Origin of the sequence: Paenibacillus sp. FSL R5-0341 (assembly GCF_037975235.1) — a bacterium.
Taxonomy (GTDB): Bacteria; Bacillota; Bacilli; order Paenibacillales; family Paenibacillaceae; genus Paenibacillus; species Paenibacillus amylolyticus_A.
Genome location: NZ_CP150241.1, coordinates 4,486,575 through 4,503,429, shown reverse-complemented (window position 1 = coordinate 4,503,429; position 16,855 = coordinate 4,486,575). Strand labels below are relative to the sequence as shown.

Sequence of the window (16,855 nt, the reverse complement as noted above, 5' to 3'; positions counted from 1 at the left end):
GTACATGCTTGTGAAATGGAAACTGGTGGCGCAGCTGCAATATTACCGTCTGTTATTTTTGTTGGGGCTCAAAAGTGAAGAGATCTATTATATTGGGGGAAGTGAGGCGCTTCCGCCACCATTGACACGTGAAGAGGAAGAATTTTTACTGCAAAAATTATCCTCGGGAGACTCGGCCATTCGCGCGATGCTCATTGAGCGCAACCTGCGTCTGGTGGTATACATCGCACGCAAATTTGAGAATACAGGAATCAATATTGAAGATTTGGTCTCCATTGGAGCGATCGGATTGATTAAGGCAGTCAATACATTCGACCCCGAAAAGAAAATCAAACTGGCAACATACGCTTCCCGTTGCATCGAAAATGAAATTTTGATGTACCTGCGACGCAATAGTAAGATCCGAACTGAAGTTTCTTTTGACGAACCGCTCAACATTGATTGGGATGGAAATGAACTATTATTATCCGATGTACTGGGTACAGAAAACGATACAATCTATCGGAATATTGAAGAGCAGGTAGACCGGAAGCTTTTGCACAAAGCACTGGAAAAATTAACGGAGCGCGAGCGAATGATTATGGAGCTTCGTTTTGGCTTGACGGATGGGGAAGAAAAGACTCAAAAAGATGTGGCGGATCTACTTGGAATCTCCCAATCCTACATCTCTCGACTCGAAAAAAGAATCATTAAAAGACTCCGCAAGGAGTTCAATAAAATGGTCTGAAATACATTGTTGGTCAGAATGGGTATTACTGGCAAGGATGCCAAGTACGAATAAAAAAGCCTGCCCCGGAGATAATGTACATTAATGTTTCTCCTTGGGAGGTAAATCACGATGACCCGAAACAAAGTCGAGATTTGTGGCGTGGACACCGCAAAATTGCCTGTCCTCACCAACACTGAAATGCGGGAATTGTTTCATTCCCTTCAGCAACACCATGATCGCTCAGCAAGAGAGAAATTAGTGAATGGCAACCTGCGTCTGGTACTCAGTGTCATTCAGCGCTTTAACAATCGGGGGGAGTTTGTCGATGATCTGTTCCAGGTTGGTTGCATCGGCCTGATGAAAGCCATTGATAATTTTGATTTATCCCAGAATGTCAAATTTTCAACCTACGCGGTGCCGATGATTATCGGTGAAATCCGTCGATACCTGCGTGATAATAACCCGATTCGGGTATCTCGGTCCTTGAGGGACATTGCTTACAAAGCACTTCAGGTCCGTGACAGCCTGACGAATAAAAATTCCCGGGAACCGACGATATTCGAAATTGCGGAAGTACTGAATGTGCCGAAGGAAGATGTTGTTTTTGCATTGGACGCCATTCAGGATCCGGTCTCGCTCTTCGAACCGATCTATCATGATGGTGGAGATCCGATCTATGTCATGGATCAGATCAGTGATGACAGAAACAAGGATGTGTCGTGGATCGAGGAAATAGCGCTCCGGGAAGCAATGCATCGTCTTGGTCAGCGGGAAAAAATGATTCTGTCGATGCGGTTTTTCGAAGGAAAAACCCAGATGGAAGTGGCTGATGAAATTGGCATTTCCCAGGCTCAGGTATCACGTCTGGAGAAATCAGCGATACAGCAGATGCAAAAACATGTAAAGTCGTAACACGATGCAAGGGCAGGAGGACGATCAATCGGGGTAATGTATACCGTTGGTCGTCTTTTTGCTTTGGTCCTTTCCACATTCGATGAAAAACAGGACATTTTTCGCCCCTGAAACATATATTGTATAGAAGCGTGAGGAACGGGCAGAAGAGGACTAACAGGGGGGCGGAAATGAATGAAAGTAAATACGAGCGAAGTAGCGGCACGAGGCATGAAAATCTCGGACTTTCAGACAAAGGATGTTATTAACATTACGGATGGTAAACGTCTGGGGCAGATCAGTGACCTGGAGCTTGATCTGAAGCAGGGACGAATTGAAGCGATTGTTGTACCAGGGTACAGCCGTTTTATGGGGCTCTTTGGCGGGGGAACGGATCTGGTGATTCCCTGGAGAAATATTGTGAAGATTGGTTCAGATGTGATTTTGGTTAAGATGGATGAAGTAAAGGAGAATACGTATGATGAGCGTGATCGGGAAGCACGTCTGTATGATGAACAGCAACATAACCGTACAGAACGTGTGGAACGCCTTGAGCGTTCGGAACGTAATCAGCGTCGAACGATATAAATGAGACAGAATGTGGCTCATTTGGTACACTGGAAGTGGTGAGGTGAGAGAATGGAACCCTTTGTATTGAATAAGGAATTACTTGAACGGACAGAGAATCCTAACTCAGATTTCGGTTCTGACCCGTTATTATTATATGTTGAGCCTTGGAGACAGCAGTTTGAAATGTTGACGGTCGGGTTTACGACAAGACATGGTGGAGTCGGAAATTCTCCCTACGCTACGCTCAATTGTGCTTATCATGTGGGGGATGATCCGGAAGTTGTACTTAACAACCGCAGGCTTGTAACCGAGAAGATTGGCTTTGCAGCAGAAGCCTGGACTTGTGGAGAGCAGGTGCATGGCAAACATGTGGCTGTAATAACCGCTGAAGATCGGAGCAGAGGATTACTTGATCGTCACTCTGCGCTGCAGGATACGGATGGATTGGTCTCGAATGTGCCCGGGGTGCTGCTGACTTCTTTCTATGCAGACTGTGTTCCCCTTTATTTCTACGACCCTGTACAGCAGGCTGTTGGCCTTGCTCATGCGGGTTGGAAAGGTACAGTCGCGGGTATCGCTGTATCCATGGTGGAGACGATGGAACGGGAGTATGGAAGCCGTAGACAGGATATCCGGGCTGCTATCGGTCCGTCCATTGGGGATTGCTGTTATGAAGTGGATGAGGCGGTTATGCAGCATGTGCGGGTTTGGTTTGAGGATTCCCCGGTTAATGATAAATACGAGGATTCTGCTTCTAAACAAGCATATCGACCCGTGAATAACGGCAAAACGATGTTAAACTTGAAAGAATGTAATCGACACATTATGATGAAAGCAGGAATAATGCCGGATCATATCGAATGTACAACATGGTGTACAAGTTGTCATCCCGAACTATTTTTCTCCTATCGGAAGGAAAATGGGATTACAGGGCGGATGGCGAGCTGGATTGGGCTGGAAGAGAGGTGACCCTCTGTGTCTTTGGAGGAGCGTATACAACAGGTGAACCATAAGATTGAAGATGCATGTCGGCGCAGTAACCGTCAACGTGATGATGTGAACGTGATTGCGGTCACGAAGTACGTCTCACTTGAAACAACGGGATCGGTGCTGGAGCATGGTCTTGAGCATATTGGAGAAAATCGGTGGCAGGATGCACAGGCCAAATGGGAAGCATTTGGTCAACAGGGCACCTGGCACTTTATCGGTCATTTGCAGACGAACAAGGTGAAAGACGTGATAGGCAAGTTTCGTTACATACATTCACTGGATCGTTTGTCATTGGCGAAGGAGTTGGATAAGAAAGCAGCTTCACTTGGCATCCAGGTGGAAACGTTTTTGCAGGTGAATATTTCGGGTGAAGAGAGCAAGTATGGTTTACAGCCTGAACAGGCAAGTTCATTTTTGCGTGATATTCGTTCGTTCAACAATCTCAAGGTCGTCGGCCTGATGACCATGGCACCTCATGAGGAAAATCCGGAGCTGACGCGTCCCGTATTTCGTGGATTGCGTGAGCTGAGAGATCAACTGAATGGACAAGCCCTTACAGCAGAACCATTGACTGAACTGTCGATGGGGATGTCCAATGATTTTGAAGTGGCCATTGAAGAAGGGGCAACCTGGGTACGGCTAGGATCGATTCTCGTAGGAAAAGAGGAGGGTTCACGATGGGCGTAATGAATAAATTTATGAATTTCCTCGGACTTCAGGAAGAGGAAGAGATTGTGGAACGTGAACGGATGGCTGCGCAGGAGGAAAATGAACCTGAACAGCAGGAAGCTGAAACCTCCAGTCTCGATAAACGTAGAAACCAAAGGGGGAATAATGTGGTGAGCATTCATTCCCAGAAAAATGTTAAAGTTGTCCTGTATGAACCACGTTCTTATGACGAGGCTCAGGAAATTGCCGACCATCTGCGTTCGCATCGTACCGTTGTGGTGAACTTGCAACGAATACGTCAGGACCAAGCGCTGCGAGTTATTGATTTTTTGAGTGGCACAGTATACGCATTGGGTGGCGGTATTTCCAAAATCGGCGGAAACATTTTTCTCTGTACGCCAGATACGGTTGAAATTCAGGGCTCAATTACGGAAATACTGGCTGACAGCGAGCAAGATTATAACAGAATGAGGTGAGCCACTTTTGTATCAGATTGAAAGCGTGTTGTACACGTTATACCAGATTTACTTTTACATGGTCATTGTCTACATATTGATGTCTTGGCTTCCCAATGCGCGGGAAAGCTTCATCGGTGAATGGATAGGCAAATTTGTGGAGCCTTACCTAAGACCTTTCCGTCGATTTATCCCGCCTTTGTTCGGAGTGCTGGATATTTCCCCAATTGTGGCGCTGATCGTTCTACAACTCGCGCTGAATGGGCTGATCTCCATACTTCGGTATTTTGTATATTAGGGTAGGGTGACATAGATGAGCGGTGAAATTTACGAACATTTTAGCCATGATGAGCGAGATTTCGTAGATAAAGCTTCGGATTGGGTTGAGCGGGCAGGCAAGTATCATGATATGAAGCTAACTGACTTTCTTGACCCAAGACAGGTTTTTATTTTACAAACTCTTGCCAATCGACGTAATGATGTTCAGATTCGTCTGGATGGTGGTTACGAGGCTGCTGAGCGCAAGCGTGCGTTGGTTGCACCTGATTATATGTATCTGGATGATGAGGATATGGGTATGCAGGTGCTGAGTATCACGTCTGATAATCAGAAAATCTCGGAGCTGGAGCATGGGGACTACATGGGTTCCCTGCTCGGGCTTGGGATGAAACGTGGAAAGATCGGGGATATCCAAGTGCTGGAGGACGGTTGCCATACAGTGGTGGCGGCGGAAACCGGCGCTTTTTTATCGCTTCAACTGAATCAGGTGCATCGGTTACATGTGTTCACAGAGTTACTTCCTTTGGATCAGATGCGATGGTCAGAGAGTAAACTGGAGACAATGGACATTACGGTCGCTTCGCTTCGTTTGGATGGAATCTGTGCAGATGTGTATCGGCTTAGTCGCAGTAAAGTGCTGGTGCCGATCAAAGCTGGTCGCTGCCGTGTGAACTGGAAAGTTGAGGAAGATCCCTCCAAATCGCTAAAAGCGGGTGATGTCGTATCCATACAGGGATTTGGCCGTTTCAAGGTTATGGAACAGGATGGGATGACTAAAAAAGGGCGTTGCCGAGTGAAAATCGGCAAATTTGCCTGATTCTGTTGCAGGAAAATTGGCTTTCTTGTCGAAATGTTTATCATAAAGGTGTAAAAATTACGAGGTGTATCCGATATACATTAAGTCAAAGCTTTATGCTGCAAACCTTCTCTGGACGGGAAGGAACTTTAACAGGAGGTGGACAGCATGCCATTAACGCCGCTGGACATACACAACAAGGAATTTTCCCGACGTTTGCGCGGGTATGACGAGGATGAAGTCAATGAATTCCTGGATCAAGTCATCAAAGATTACGAAGGCGTCATTCGCGAGAACAAAGAGCTGAGCAATCAGTTGCTGTCCGTTCAGGAAAAGCTGGATCATTTTGCCACGATTGAAGAAACGCTTAGCAAAACGATCATCATTGCGCAGGAAGCTGCTGATGATGTGAAGAATAATGCGAAGAAAGAAGCGCAGTTGATCGTGAAGGAAGCAGAGAAAAATGCAGACCGGATCGTGAACGAATCGTTGGGCAAATCACGTAAAATTGCTTTGGAAGTGGAAGAACTGAAAAAGCAGGCATCGATTTATCGTGCCCGTTTCCGCACGCTTGTTGAAGCGCAGCTTGAACTGTTGACTCAGGATGGTTGGGAAGTGCTTGAGAGCCGGGAGCAGGAAGTGCGTGACCGTGAGCGGGAGATGAAAGAAATTTATTAGTCTGTCGCCTGGTTGACTTTTGTCTGCAAAGAGGCTATAACTATATTCATAATGAATAGTGATTCCATGACGGGTTCAGTACGTTATGATCTCATCCCTCAGAGAGTTGGTGGTTGGTGCAAACCAATGGATGAGTTATAGCCGAATATCTCCCCGGAGAAGTGACGCTGAAGCGGTGATCGTGATTGCCGTGTGTAAGCCGAACCGTAAGCCGTACGTTATAACGGCACCCTGCGGTAGTATAGCGGGGCATAAGCGCTGTTGATGACAGAGCATACCCAGGCTTGCCTGGATGTGGTTTGTGATGAACAGAATTAGGGTGGTAACGCGAGTATAGCCTCGTCCCTTTCCAGGGACGGGGTTTTTTTGTGTCCAAAAAAGGCGAACGTTCATGAGGGCCGCAGGGACCTCATGGAGAGAGCCCCCGCCGGGAGAGCGAAGCGCTCGGCACACGGGTTTCGCCAAGGCGAACGTCCATGAGGGCCGCAGGGACCTCAAGGAGAGAGCCACCCGCCGGGAGAGCGAAGCGCTCGGCACACGGGTTTCGCCAAGGCGAACGTCCATGAGGGCCGCAGGGACCTCAAGGAGAGAGCCACCCGCCGGGAGAGCGAAGCACCCGGCACAAGGGTTTCGCCAAGGCAAACGTCCATGAGGCCCGAAGGGACCTCAAGGAGAGAGCCACCCGCCGGGGAAGCGAAGCACCCGGCAACACCCGCCTCGCGGTAAGGCCATGCGGCGTTCACGCAGGGAACAGCCGCAAAATGGCCGCCACTACGCACATCCAGCCCTTGCCCATAAGCGCCACTGTTCCACCAACGACAACCCATCCCGGGTGTCCAGAGGGCGGAGCGCCTATGGGGTCCCCCTTGGCAAGGGGGATTTAGGGGGATTGAAACGCTTTTTGTGGACGGTCCACAATCTAACCAAAGAAAGGAAAGTTGATCATCATGCAACGAGTTGACGTCAAAGAGAAGGCACGCGCCAGAGAATTACGTGTGTTAGATAAATGGAAAACGGAGAATACATTCAAACGATCCATTGAAAACCGGGAGGGCAAGCCAAACTTCGTATTTTATGAAGGGCCGCCTACAGCGAACGGAAAACCGCATATCGGTCACGTACTGGGACGCGTAATCAAGGATTTCGTTGGACGGTATAACACGATGAAGGGGTACCGTGTCGTTCGTAAAGCGGGCTGGGATACACATGGTCTGCCTGTAGAATTAGGTGTGCAGAAGAAGCTCGGCATCTCCCACAAGTGGGAAATCGAAGACTACGGCGTGGAGAAATTCATTAACGAATGTAAAGCGAGCGTATTCGAATATGAGCAACAATGGCGTGATCTGACCGAAGGTATCGGATATTGGACGGATATGGATAACCCGTATATCACCCTTGATAACAACTACATCGAGAGTGTATGGAACATCCTGGCGACGATCCACGAGAAAGGACTGCTGTATCGGGGTCACCGTGTGAGCCCGTATTGTCCTTCTTGTCAGACGACACTGAGTTCCCATGAAGTTGCACAAGGGTACAAAGACGTCAAAGACTTGAGTGCTACAGCGAAATTCAAACTGAATGACAGCGGTGAGTTTGTACTCGCTTGGACGACAACACCTTGGACACTGCCTTCACACGTTGCACTTGCGGTGAATCCGGATATGGACTACTCCCGTGTTCGTCAAGGTGATGAAGTGTACATCATGGCAACCAATCTGGTTGAGAAAGTCATGAAAGATGCCAAAGGTGAGTATGAGATCATTGGAGCACTGAAAGGTGCCGACCTCGTCGGCAAAACGTATGATCCTCCGTTCAACTACGTACAGGCTGAGAAAGCCAACATCATCCTGGGTGCAGGCTTTGTAACGGATGCAAGTGGTACGGGTATCGTACACATGGCTCCTGCCCATGGTGAAGATGACTACCGTGTATGCCGTGAGAATGGGATCAGCTTTGTGAACATGGTGGACCTGGAAGGTAAATTTGTGGCTGAGGTTACTGATTTTGCCGGACGTTTCGTGAAGGATTGTGATATTGATATCGTGAGATATCTTTCCGAGAATGGACGGTTGTTCAGCAAAGAAAAATATGAGCACAGCTATCCATTCTGCTGGCGTTGTGATACACCGCTTCTGTACTATGCAATGGACAGCTGGTTTATCCAAACGACAGCCATCAAGGACCAACTGATTGCTAACAATAGTGAAGTGAATTGGTACCCGGGTCATGTTCGTGAAGGTCGCTTCGGGAAGTTCCTTGAGGATCTGGTGGATTGGAACATCAGCCGTGATCGTTATTGGGGAACACCGCTGAACATTTGGGTGTGTGAGGAGACTGGCGAACAATTTGCTCCACACAGCATTGCTGAATTGCGTGCTCGTGCGGTAGGCGACGTGCCTGAGAATCTTGAATTGCATAAACCATATGTGGATGACGTTAAAGTCATGAGCTCTTGTGGCAAATATGAAATGAAACGTACACCGGAAGTGATCGATGTCTGGTTCGACAGCGGCTCCATGCCGTTTGCCCAGCAACACTATCCGTTTGAAAATAAAGAAGTATTTGAACAGCAATATCCTGCAGATATGATCTGTGAGGGGATTGACCAGACACGTGGCTGGTTCTACAGCTTGCTGGCGGTTTCTACCCTTTTGACAGGCAAAGCGCCTTACAAAGCGGTTATGGCTACAGGTCACGTTCTCGACGAGAACGGACAGAAGATGTCCAAATCCAAAGGTAACGTTATCGATCCTTGGGAAGTAATTGAAGAATACGGTACTGATGCATTCCGCTGGGCTTTGTTGTCTGACAGTGCACCGTGGAACAGCAAACGTTTCTCCAAAGGGATCGTAGGCGAAGCCAAATCCAAAATGGTGGATACGCTGGTCAACACCCATGCATTCCTGACGCTTTATGCTACTATTGATGGATTTGATCCACAGGAACATCCGTTCCAACTGTCCGCACACAAGCTGGATCGCTGGATTCTGTCGAGACTGAACAGCCTGATCCTGGTTGTAGAAAAAGCGTTGCTGGTTAATGACTATCTGAACTCTTCCAAAGCGATTGAAGCATTTGTCGATGAGTTGAGTAACTGGTATATCCGTCGTTCCCGTGACCGGTTCTGGGGAAGTGGCCTGACAGAGGATAAACTGGATGCTTACCGTACGTTGACTGAGGTACTGGTGACTACTGCGAAGCTGGTTGCTCCGTTCACACCGATGCTGGCAGAAGACATCTATCTGAACCTTGCAACAGGTGAGAGTGTGCACATGGAAGACTATCCGGTAGCGAATGAAGCGCTGATTGATGCAGGACTGGAACAGGATATGGAGACGGCTCGCCGCGTGGTCGAACTTGCTCGTAACGTTCGTAACGAAACAGGCATCAAGACACGTCAGCCACTGTCCGAATTGATTGTTTCCCTGGATAAAGGCTTTGACCTGGCAAGTTATGAAGAGATCATCAAGGAAGAGATCAATGTAAAAGGAATCCGTACCGAGCATAATGATGCGGAATTCGTTGACTTTACATTGAAGCTGAACCTGAAAGTTGCAGGTAAGAAATACGGTAAAAACGTAGGATTCCTGCAAAACTTCTTCAAGGGAATGTCAGCCGATGAGACGCGTAAAGTGGTTTCGGAAGGTGTACTGAACATCGTTTCACCGGAAGGCGAAGAGCTGCAAGTGACGAGCGAAGAATTATTGGTTGATAAACAGGCCAAATCAGGCTTTGCTTCAGCGTCAGGTTATGGTCTGACGGTGGCGCTTAATACCGAAATCACGCCAGCATTGGAACAGGAAGGCTGGGTCCGTGAAGTGGTTCGTGCTGTGCAGGATACCCGGAAACGACTGGACTTGCCGATTGAGAAAAGAGTACGTTTGACGCTGGATGTGGATGCATCCCTTCAGGAAGCTATTCAGGCGTTTGATGATGTATTGCGTGAAAATGTTCTCGTAACCGAAGTTACATTCGGCTCGAATGAGTCCATGGAACGTGTTGAAGCCGGAGGCAAATCGATCGGTATTTACATCGAAGCGTAATTCGAAGTTTGTAACATTCAATATTTACAGAATATAGCGTATAAACTAACGAGCCGCAGAGGCAGGGACATATTCCCTGGTTCTGGGCTCGTTTGTTTTTCAGGCAAAAGGGCAATGATTTTATAGTGCAGTCAATCTATATTGATCAAAGGAACTGACCAAAACATGAGCGAACAAGACAAGCAATCCGCATCCACTTCACCATCAACATCAGATGATCTGAATTCACATGACAAAATCGAAGAGCTACATACCCTGACTAATCGTCTGGCTAATGAACTGGAACGTTCCCGGATTGCGCAATACACGGAATTGCTGAACAGGCCATGGAAACTGATTGGATTGAACCTGTTGTCTGGAGCCGCAAGAGGTGTGGGGATCGCAATTGGGTTTACCTTTTTCGCAGCAACGATCATTTATGTTTTACAGCTGCTTGGGGCGCTCAATCTTCCTATTGTTGGAGACTACATCGCTGATATTGTACGCATTGTGCAGCGACAGCTAGATATGAACACCTACTAAGCGATTAAGCGGAAAAAGCAAATGATATCAAAATGCAATTAATACGTGTCATCTGTCTCCATATCCGGTTCTAACAGACCATCGCCTTCACGGTTTTCCAGGTACTGGCGATATTGTCGATTACGCACGATGGAGACGTCATGACCGTAGATATCCGTTGCTACAAAGCTTTCGTACGCTTCAACGCAACCTTCCACTTCATCTGTGGCTTCAATGGCCATAACGTCATAGCTGTCAATATCACGTCCTTCAGCCATCGCTGGGGAGTTCGATGTACCCCAGCTCTCAACGATCTGCCAGGTGTCCTCACCATCGAAGCCATTTTGGTCATCCCGTTCATCCAGACTCGTTCGGCCAAATGCCGGGGCAAGGAATTCTTCCTCTACAGGGCGGTTTTCAGAGACGACGGTTTCCGGCTGATGTTTTTTGCAATATTTCGTATAGGGAACAGCTTCCATGCGTTCATAAGGGATGGGTTGCTGGCAGACTGCACATGTACCATAATGCCCTTCTTCGATGGAGTGCAGTGCAGAATCGATACGCTCCAATTGGAATTCATCGTGTTCCAGCAGGGAAATATCCTTCTCGCGTTCATACACCTCGGTGGCGATGTCACCAGGATGGTTATCAATCGGTGATAATTCACCTGTCTGTAGCTTGAGGGAGTCTCCAAGGCCATAATGTTCGTTCTCCGACAGTCTATGTTCAATATCGTGCTTATCACTTATCAGTTGGGAACGTAAAAATTGCAGTTGTTTAGCAGTAAAATGTGACATGGTTTTCCCCTTTCTGCTTTCGTCTGGAATCCGGATTTTAACTCTATTGTAGGATGTGCCATTAAGGGCTAGATTACAGAAGGGAAATGTTATCGTTTTTGCCATGAGGATTGCGATGTAGCGCGTCGTGGACGATTTCCAAACAGCTGTGCTACAATAAACAAGTCTGGCGTAAGCCTGGTATCGTTTGGAAAAGACAAGAACGGAGTGACAAACAAACGTGGTGTATTATATCCTCGCTTTTATCGTATTTCTATTGGATCAGGGAACCAAGTTCCTGATTGCAACCCGGATGGAACTCAGAGAAGAAATTCCGGTTATCGGCAATTTCTTTGTCATCACATCACATCGTAACTCAGGTGCAGCTTTTGGCATTCTGCAAGACCAGCGTTGGTTCTTTATTGTGGTTACGGTGATTGTGGTCGTTGCCTTGATTTGGTATTTGCAAAAGGTAAAAGATACCCCGCACAAATTGCTGCCTGTGGCACTTAGCTTGGTGCTCGGTGGAGCAATTGGCAACTTCCTTGACCGGGCACTGACCGGAGAAGTTGTAGATTTTGTACAGCTTAATTTTGGAAGTTACACGTTCCCTATTTTCAACATCGCCGACTCGGCAATTTGCATCGGTGTAGCGTTGATCATTGTGGAGACGTTACTTGAAGGACGGCGCGAAAAAGCAGCCGCTAAGATTGAAGGGAATGAACATCATGAGTAACCCGAATGAGGAACAGATGAACGATGAAGAACTAATGAATGGCAATGAGCGTATGGAATGGACCGTTGCCGCTGAACATAAGAAAGAACGAATCGATAAATATATTACGGAAGCTGTGGATAATGTATCTCGCTCCCAAGTTCAATTGTGGATTGGAGACGGATTAGTTACGGTAAATGGCGCTGTCGTTAAAGCCAATGCCAAGTTATCCGAAGGTGATCTGATTGAACTACAGATTCCTGAACCGGCCGCTGTCGAGATCATTGCCGAAGATATTCCGCTGGAAGTGGTATATGAAGATAGCGATTTGATCGTAATCAATAAACAGCGTGGTCTTGTCGTACATCCTGCACCAGGACATACGTCTGGCACACTCGTCAATGCACTCATGTACCACTGCAAAGACCTTTCGGGTATCAATGGAGAGTTGCGCCCGGGTATTGTGCATCGCATCGATAAGGATACGTCCGGCCTAATTATGGCTGCCAAGAACGATCGTGCGCATGCATCACTGGCTGCTCAGTTGAAGGACCATACGGTGAACAGACGTTATATCGCGCTCGTTCATGGTCATCTTAACCATGATCAAGGGACCGTTGATGCACCGATTGGACGTGATACCAATGACCGCAAAATGTATACAGTCACGGATCGCAACAGTAAACATGCCGTTACGCATTTTACCGTTACAGAGCGCATCAATGACTATACCTTGCTGGAGTTGAAACTGGAGACAGGACGTACCCACCAGATCCGGGTTCACATGAAATTTATCGGTCACCCACTTGTAGGAGATCCAACTTATGGACGGAATAAAGGCATCAAAATGCAAGGACAGGCTCTTCATGCGGCCATTCTTGGATTTGTGCATCCAACAACGGGAGAATACCTTGAATTTTCAGCTCCGATTCCGCAAGATATGGAAGACGTGCTTGCTTCGCTACGCAGTCGTTAACAGTTCCAAGAAAGTACAAATGTTCGGATACTTTGTCCATGGCTTTGATCACGCAAATGCTTCATATTAAAGTGTAGAAATTTGCGTCAAATGAGGAGATGAACAACGTTATGAGTATCGATAAATATCAAGAAACTTACATTCAGACTAATTTTGCCGACCGTATCGGTGGCTCCAACTATGGTAAAGACACGAACATTTATAAATTTGAGAAAATCAAACGTGCCAAAGCTTCGGCCAAAAAAGATTTTCCCGATGTGGAACTGATCGACCTTGGTGTAGGTGAACCAGACGAGATGGCGGATGCAGGTATAGTAGCTGCACTTGCAGAAGAAGCTTCCAGACCTGAGAACCGTGGTTATGCCGATAACGGTATTCCTGAATTCAAGGCTGCTGCTGCTTCCTACCTGAAAAACGTATTTAACGTAGAAGGCATCGATGCAGATACTGAAATCGTACACTCCATTGGTTCCAAACCGGCTTTGGCGATGATGCCTTCATGCTTCATCAATCCGGGTGATGTGACCATCATGACCGTTCCAGGTTATCCGGTTATGGGTACACATACCAAGTATCTGGGTGGAGAAGTGTTCAACATTCAATTGACGAAAGAGAACAACTTCCTGCCTGATCTGACGGCTATTCCGGAAGACATCGCAAAACGTGCGAAATTGCTCTACCTGAATTATCCGAACAACCCTACAGGCGCAAGTGCGACAGTGGAGTTCTTTACTGAAGTGGTGGAGTGGGCGAAGAAATACAACGTAGTTGTTGTCCATGATGCTCCTTATGCGGCATTGACGTATGATGGCAAAAAACCGTTCAGCTTCCTGTCGGTACCTGGTGCGAAGGATGTCGGCGTAGAGCTGCACTCTCTGTCCAAGTCCTACAACATGACAGGATGGAGAATCGGGTTCGTAGCCGGTAACCCGCTTGTAGTGAAAGCATTCAGCGACGTGAAGGACAACAATGACTCCGGTCAGTTCATCGCGATTCAGAAAGCTGCTGCTTATGGATTGAATCACCCTGAGATCACGGAAAAAATTGCAGAGAAATATTCTCGTCGTCACGACATGCTCGTTGCCGCATTGAACGAACTGGGCTTCCAGGCTGAAAAACCTAAAGGTTCCTTCTTCCTGTATGTTGAAGCACCAAAAGGTGTGGTTGGCGGACGTCGCTTCGAATCCGGCGAAGATTTCTCCCAATTCCTGATCCGTGAGAAATTGATCTCGTCCGTACCTTGGGATGATGCGGGTAACTTTGTTCGTTTCTCCGTTACCTTCGAAGCTAAGGGTGAAGAGGAAGAGAAACGTGTTATCGCTGAAATCAAACGTCGTCTGAGCGATGTGCAATTCGAATTTTAATTGAATTACCCAATAATTAAATCATGTACTAACCAAGAGAGACCGGAAACGGTCTCTTTTTTTATGTTCATATTAGATTTTTTCATTTACTCCCTTTACAAAATTATACAAGCAACATATGATTAGATCTTTACGTTATTTGTTATATACAGAAGTTGTTGTTGAAGGGAGTTATTACAATTGTTATCATCACGAACCAGTACGGTGTCCTCACCGGCTACAGGAACAGGCAGTACAGTATCAGGATTAATCAGATTGTTAAGACCCAAACAGTGGACCAAAAATCTCTTGTTATTTGCTGCTTTACTATTCTCCTTTGAGGAGATTCGGACCGAAACCATTCTTGCGACATTGCTTGGTTTTATTCTATTTAGCCTCGTTGCAGGCTGTGTTTATATTTTGAATGACTATGTAGACCGGGACAGAGATCGGCAGCATCCGGTGAAAAAGTTTCGTCCTATGGCTTCAGGGCAGGTGAATCCGAGCCATGCTTTGTTGTTTGGCATTATTCTATTAATCCTTTCCGTAGGAACGGCCTTCATGATGAACCCTCTATTCGGGGTGTTGTGTGTCGTCTACTTCCTGTTGAATGTCTCGTATTCCTTTGTACTGAAACATCTCGTTATCCTGGATATGATGACGATTGCAGCAGGCTTCGTACTTCGCGCGATTGCAGGCGGTGTGTTGATCCATGTGCCCTTCACACCGTGGTTTTTGATCTGTACGATGTTGTTGTCGTTGTTTCTGGCCATTGGCAAACGCAGAAATGAACTTACGTTGCTTGAGGGAAACACGGGATCACACCGCAAGGTTTTGGATAACTACTCCATTACGTTGCTGGATCAATTCAATACGATTGTGACGACAGCTACGATTATCAGTTATTCCTTGTTCACATTTACCTCAGATCGGTCCATCCATCTAATGTGGACGATTCCATTGGTCATTTACGGCATGTTCCGTTACCTGTATCTGATCCACATGAAGAATCAGGGCGGCTCGCCAGATCGTGTGCTGTTTGAGGACAAGCCTATATTAATTACGGTTACTTTGTATGTGATAAGTGTTGTTACAATCTTTGCTATCTTTGAATAAAAGGCTGAGGGGGATCAGGGTGAAAAGCACGAAAGTCGCGATTTTTGATATTGATAAAACGATTATACGCAGTGATTCCATGTTCCAATTTGTGCATTATGGTGTTAGACGTTACCCTTGGCAGGTGTGGAGATTGCCTGTCATTGCATTACATACGGTTTTATTTAAGGCGGGATTCATGACGGTTGAACAAGTCAAACGATCCTACTTTCAAGAAATTGAGCGTATGTCCGAAAAAGATCTGGAACATTTCTTTGATACCCGCTTGCGTACGTCCATTTTTGCCGAGGCCAGTGTAGAGATGCAACATCGCAAGGAAGCAGGGTACCATGTCTTGCTTGTTACTGCGTCTCCGCATGCCTATATGAAATACTTTAAAAACTTTCCCTGGGTGGATCATGTGATCGGGACCGATCTGGTCCGTCATGCGAATGGATATACATGCAGAATTGATGGCAGCAATTGCAAAGGGGAAGAGAAGGTACGCCGAATTCAGGCTTATCTGAGTGAGAAGAACATGGTCATTGATTATGATCAGTCATGTTCCTACTCAGACTCTTTATCCGACCTTCCGGTGATGCAACTTGTAAGTCAACGATACTTTATTAACAAGCGTGTTCCGGACATGGAGGCATTATCGTGGGGGAAATAACGTCACGTCATACCGGTAAATGGTTGATGCTCGTCTCCGCTTTTCTGACAGCAACGGGTCAATTGTTCTGGAAATGGGGACTAACCGAGTGGATCTACCTGGGTGTTGGTTTTCTGTGTTATGGAGTTGGAGCGATTTTGATGATCAAAGCTTTTGCTCTGGAAAAACTCTCTGTTGCTTATCCTCTGATGTGTGCCAGCTACGTATTTGCCTTAATCTATGGATATTTTTTGCTCGGGGAAGAAATTACATTGCAGAAGCTGACAGCAGTTGTGTTGCTTGGAATTGGGGTGACATTAACCAGTGTTGATCGATAGCTGGATGGTTGCCGTATTAATTGTCATGACGTTGTGTGGTGCACTGGGCGGGGCCGGACTGAAAGCTTATGCATCCAGTCGCAATCGTCTGCATGTACTCATGGGACTTGGATTCTACGGAACGGGTGCGTTGCTGAATATTGTATTGCTGAAGTTTCTTCCATTAACCGTAGTGTTGCCTGCGAACGCATTAACATATGTGTGGACTCTCATCATAGCGCGGCTGGTATTTAAAGAGACAGTGGGTCCTTTACGCTGGATCGGTGTGGCATGTATTATGGGTGGCCTATGTTTATTGGTGTTATAAGTTGAACTAAAGATTAATAACACGAGCACTCAAATTATATATTTTTTTTATAAAATTTATTGGATGTGA

Annotated in this window: 19 protein-coding genes and 1 other annotated feature; of the genes, 18 read left to right on the top strand and 1 reads right to left on the bottom strand. The window is 46.7% G+C overall.

Annotated features, from left to right (window positions below):
• Positions 1–4 precede the first annotated feature (4 nt).
• The 11 genes from sigE (at position 5) to MKX75_RS20170 (ending at position 10,605) form a co-directional block, all read left to right on the top strand.
• Entirely contained in the window at positions 5–727 is a 723-nt protein-coding gene (gene sigE, locus MKX75_RS20220; protein WP_017687308.1) for an RNA polymerase sporulation sigma factor SigE, read from the top strand.
• A 111-nt stretch (positions 728–838) separates the two neighbouring features.
• Complete coding sequence (sigG, locus tag MKX75_RS20215) at positions 839–1,621, top strand: RNA polymerase sporulation sigma factor SigG (RefSeq protein ID WP_017687309.1); 783 nt, start codon at positions 839–841, stop codon at positions 1,619–1,621.
• 174 nt (positions 1,622–1,795) lie between these two features.
• Positions 1,796–2,188, top strand: coding sequence for a YlmC/YmxH family sporulation protein (locus tag MKX75_RS20210; RefSeq protein WP_062835450.1), 393 nt, complete (start codon positions 1,796–1,798; stop codon positions 2,186–2,188).
• A 51-nt stretch (positions 2,189–2,239) separates the two neighbouring features.
• On the top strand, positions 2,240–3,139 hold the full coding sequence (pgeF, locus tag MKX75_RS20205) for a peptidoglycan editing factor PgeF (protein ID WP_339166552.1): 900 nt from the start codon (positions 2,240–2,242) through the stop codon (positions 3,137–3,139).
• Between the two features lie 6 nt (positions 3,140–3,145).
• Entirely contained in the window at positions 3,146–3,847 is a 702-nt protein-coding gene (locus MKX75_RS20200) for a YggS family pyridoxal phosphate-dependent enzyme (RefSeq protein ID WP_339166551.1), read from the top strand.
• Positions 3,838–4,305, top strand: a complete 468-nt coding sequence (locus MKX75_RS20195) for a cell division protein SepF (protein ID WP_062835447.1) — start codon at positions 3,838–3,840, stop codon at positions 4,303–4,305. Before MKX75_RS20200 ends, MKX75_RS20195 begins: the two co-directional genes overlap by 10 nt.
• Positions 4,306–4,321: 16 nt before the next feature.
• Positions 4,322–4,582, top strand: coding sequence for a YggT family protein (locus MKX75_RS20190; protein WP_139331912.1), 261 nt, complete (start codon positions 4,322–4,324; stop codon positions 4,580–4,582).
• Positions 4,583–4,597: 15 nt separating this feature from the next.
• Positions 4,598–5,380, top strand: a complete 783-nt coding sequence (locus MKX75_RS20185) for a YlmH/Sll1252 family protein (protein WP_062835446.1) — start codon at positions 4,598–4,600, stop codon at positions 5,378–5,380.
• Between the two features lie 147 nt (positions 5,381–5,527).
• Entirely contained in the window at positions 5,528–6,037 is a 510-nt protein-coding gene (locus MKX75_RS20180; RefSeq protein WP_062835445.1) for a DivIVA domain-containing protein, read from the top strand.
• Positions 6,038–6,094: 57 nt separating this feature from the next.
• Positions 6,095–6,387, top strand: a binding site (T-box leader).
• Between the two features lie 597 nt (positions 6,388–6,984).
• Positions 6,985–10,083, top strand: a complete 3,099-nt coding sequence (ileS, locus tag MKX75_RS20175) for an isoleucine--tRNA ligase (RefSeq protein ID WP_339166548.1) — start codon at positions 6,985–6,987, stop codon at positions 10,081–10,083.
• Positions 10,084–10,248: 165 nt separating this feature from the next.
• Complete coding sequence (locus MKX75_RS20170) at positions 10,249–10,605, top strand: DUF5665 domain-containing protein (protein ID WP_145151129.1); 357 nt, start codon at positions 10,249–10,251, stop codon at positions 10,603–10,605.
• A gap of 38 nt (positions 10,606–10,643) precedes the next feature.
• Here the strand turns inward: MKX75_RS20170 and MKX75_RS20165 are convergent, their stop codons facing one another.
• Positions 10,644–11,381 (bottom strand): TraR/DksA C4-type zinc finger protein, encoded by a 738-nt coding sequence (locus tag MKX75_RS20165; RefSeq protein WP_339166547.1) that lies wholly within the window; start codon positions 11,379–11,381, stop codon positions 10,644–10,646.
• Positions 11,382–11,601: 220 nt separating this feature from the next.
• Between MKX75_RS20165 and lspA the strand changes: the two genes are divergently transcribed.
• From lspA to MKX75_RS20130, 7 genes are all read left to right on the top strand, one after another.
• Positions 11,602–12,096 (top strand): signal peptidase II, encoded by a 495-nt coding sequence (gene lspA / locus MKX75_RS20160; RefSeq protein ID WP_062835441.1) that lies wholly within the window; start codon positions 11,602–11,604, stop codon positions 12,094–12,096.
• A complete protein-coding gene (locus MKX75_RS20155) occupies positions 12,089–13,051 on the top strand; it encodes an RluA family pseudouridine synthase (protein WP_339166545.1) in 963 nt (320 codons plus the stop codon). The genes lspA and MKX75_RS20155 overlap by 8 nt, the downstream gene beginning before the upstream one ends.
• A gap of 110 nt (positions 13,052–13,161) precedes the next feature.
• Entirely contained in the window at positions 13,162–14,415 is a 1,254-nt protein-coding gene (locus MKX75_RS20150; RefSeq protein ID WP_036674844.1) for an LL-diaminopimelate aminotransferase, read from the top strand.
• Between the two features lie 204 nt (positions 14,416–14,619).
• On the top strand, positions 14,620–15,510 hold the full coding sequence (locus MKX75_RS20145) for a decaprenyl-phosphate phosphoribosyltransferase (RefSeq protein ID WP_339170531.1): 891 nt from the start codon (positions 14,620–14,622) through the stop codon (positions 15,508–15,510).
• Between the two features lie 19 nt (positions 15,511–15,529).
• Positions 15,530–16,162 (top strand): HAD family hydrolase, encoded by a 633-nt coding sequence (locus tag MKX75_RS20140; RefSeq protein WP_339166544.1) that lies wholly within the window; start codon positions 15,530–15,532, stop codon positions 16,160–16,162.
• Positions 16,150–16,479, top strand: a complete 330-nt coding sequence (locus tag MKX75_RS20135; protein WP_339166543.1) for an EamA family transporter — start codon at positions 16,150–16,152, stop codon at positions 16,477–16,479. The genes MKX75_RS20140 and MKX75_RS20135 overlap by 13 nt, the downstream gene beginning before the upstream one ends.
• Positions 16,466–16,786 carry an EamA family transporter gene (locus MKX75_RS20130; protein ID WP_339166542.1) on the top strand — a complete coding sequence of 107 codons (321 nt, stop codon included), beginning with the start codon at positions 16,466–16,468 and terminating at the stop codon, positions 16,784–16,786. Before MKX75_RS20135 ends, MKX75_RS20130 begins: the two co-directional genes overlap by 14 nt.
• The last annotated feature ends 69 nt before the right edge of the window (positions 16,787–16,855 follow it).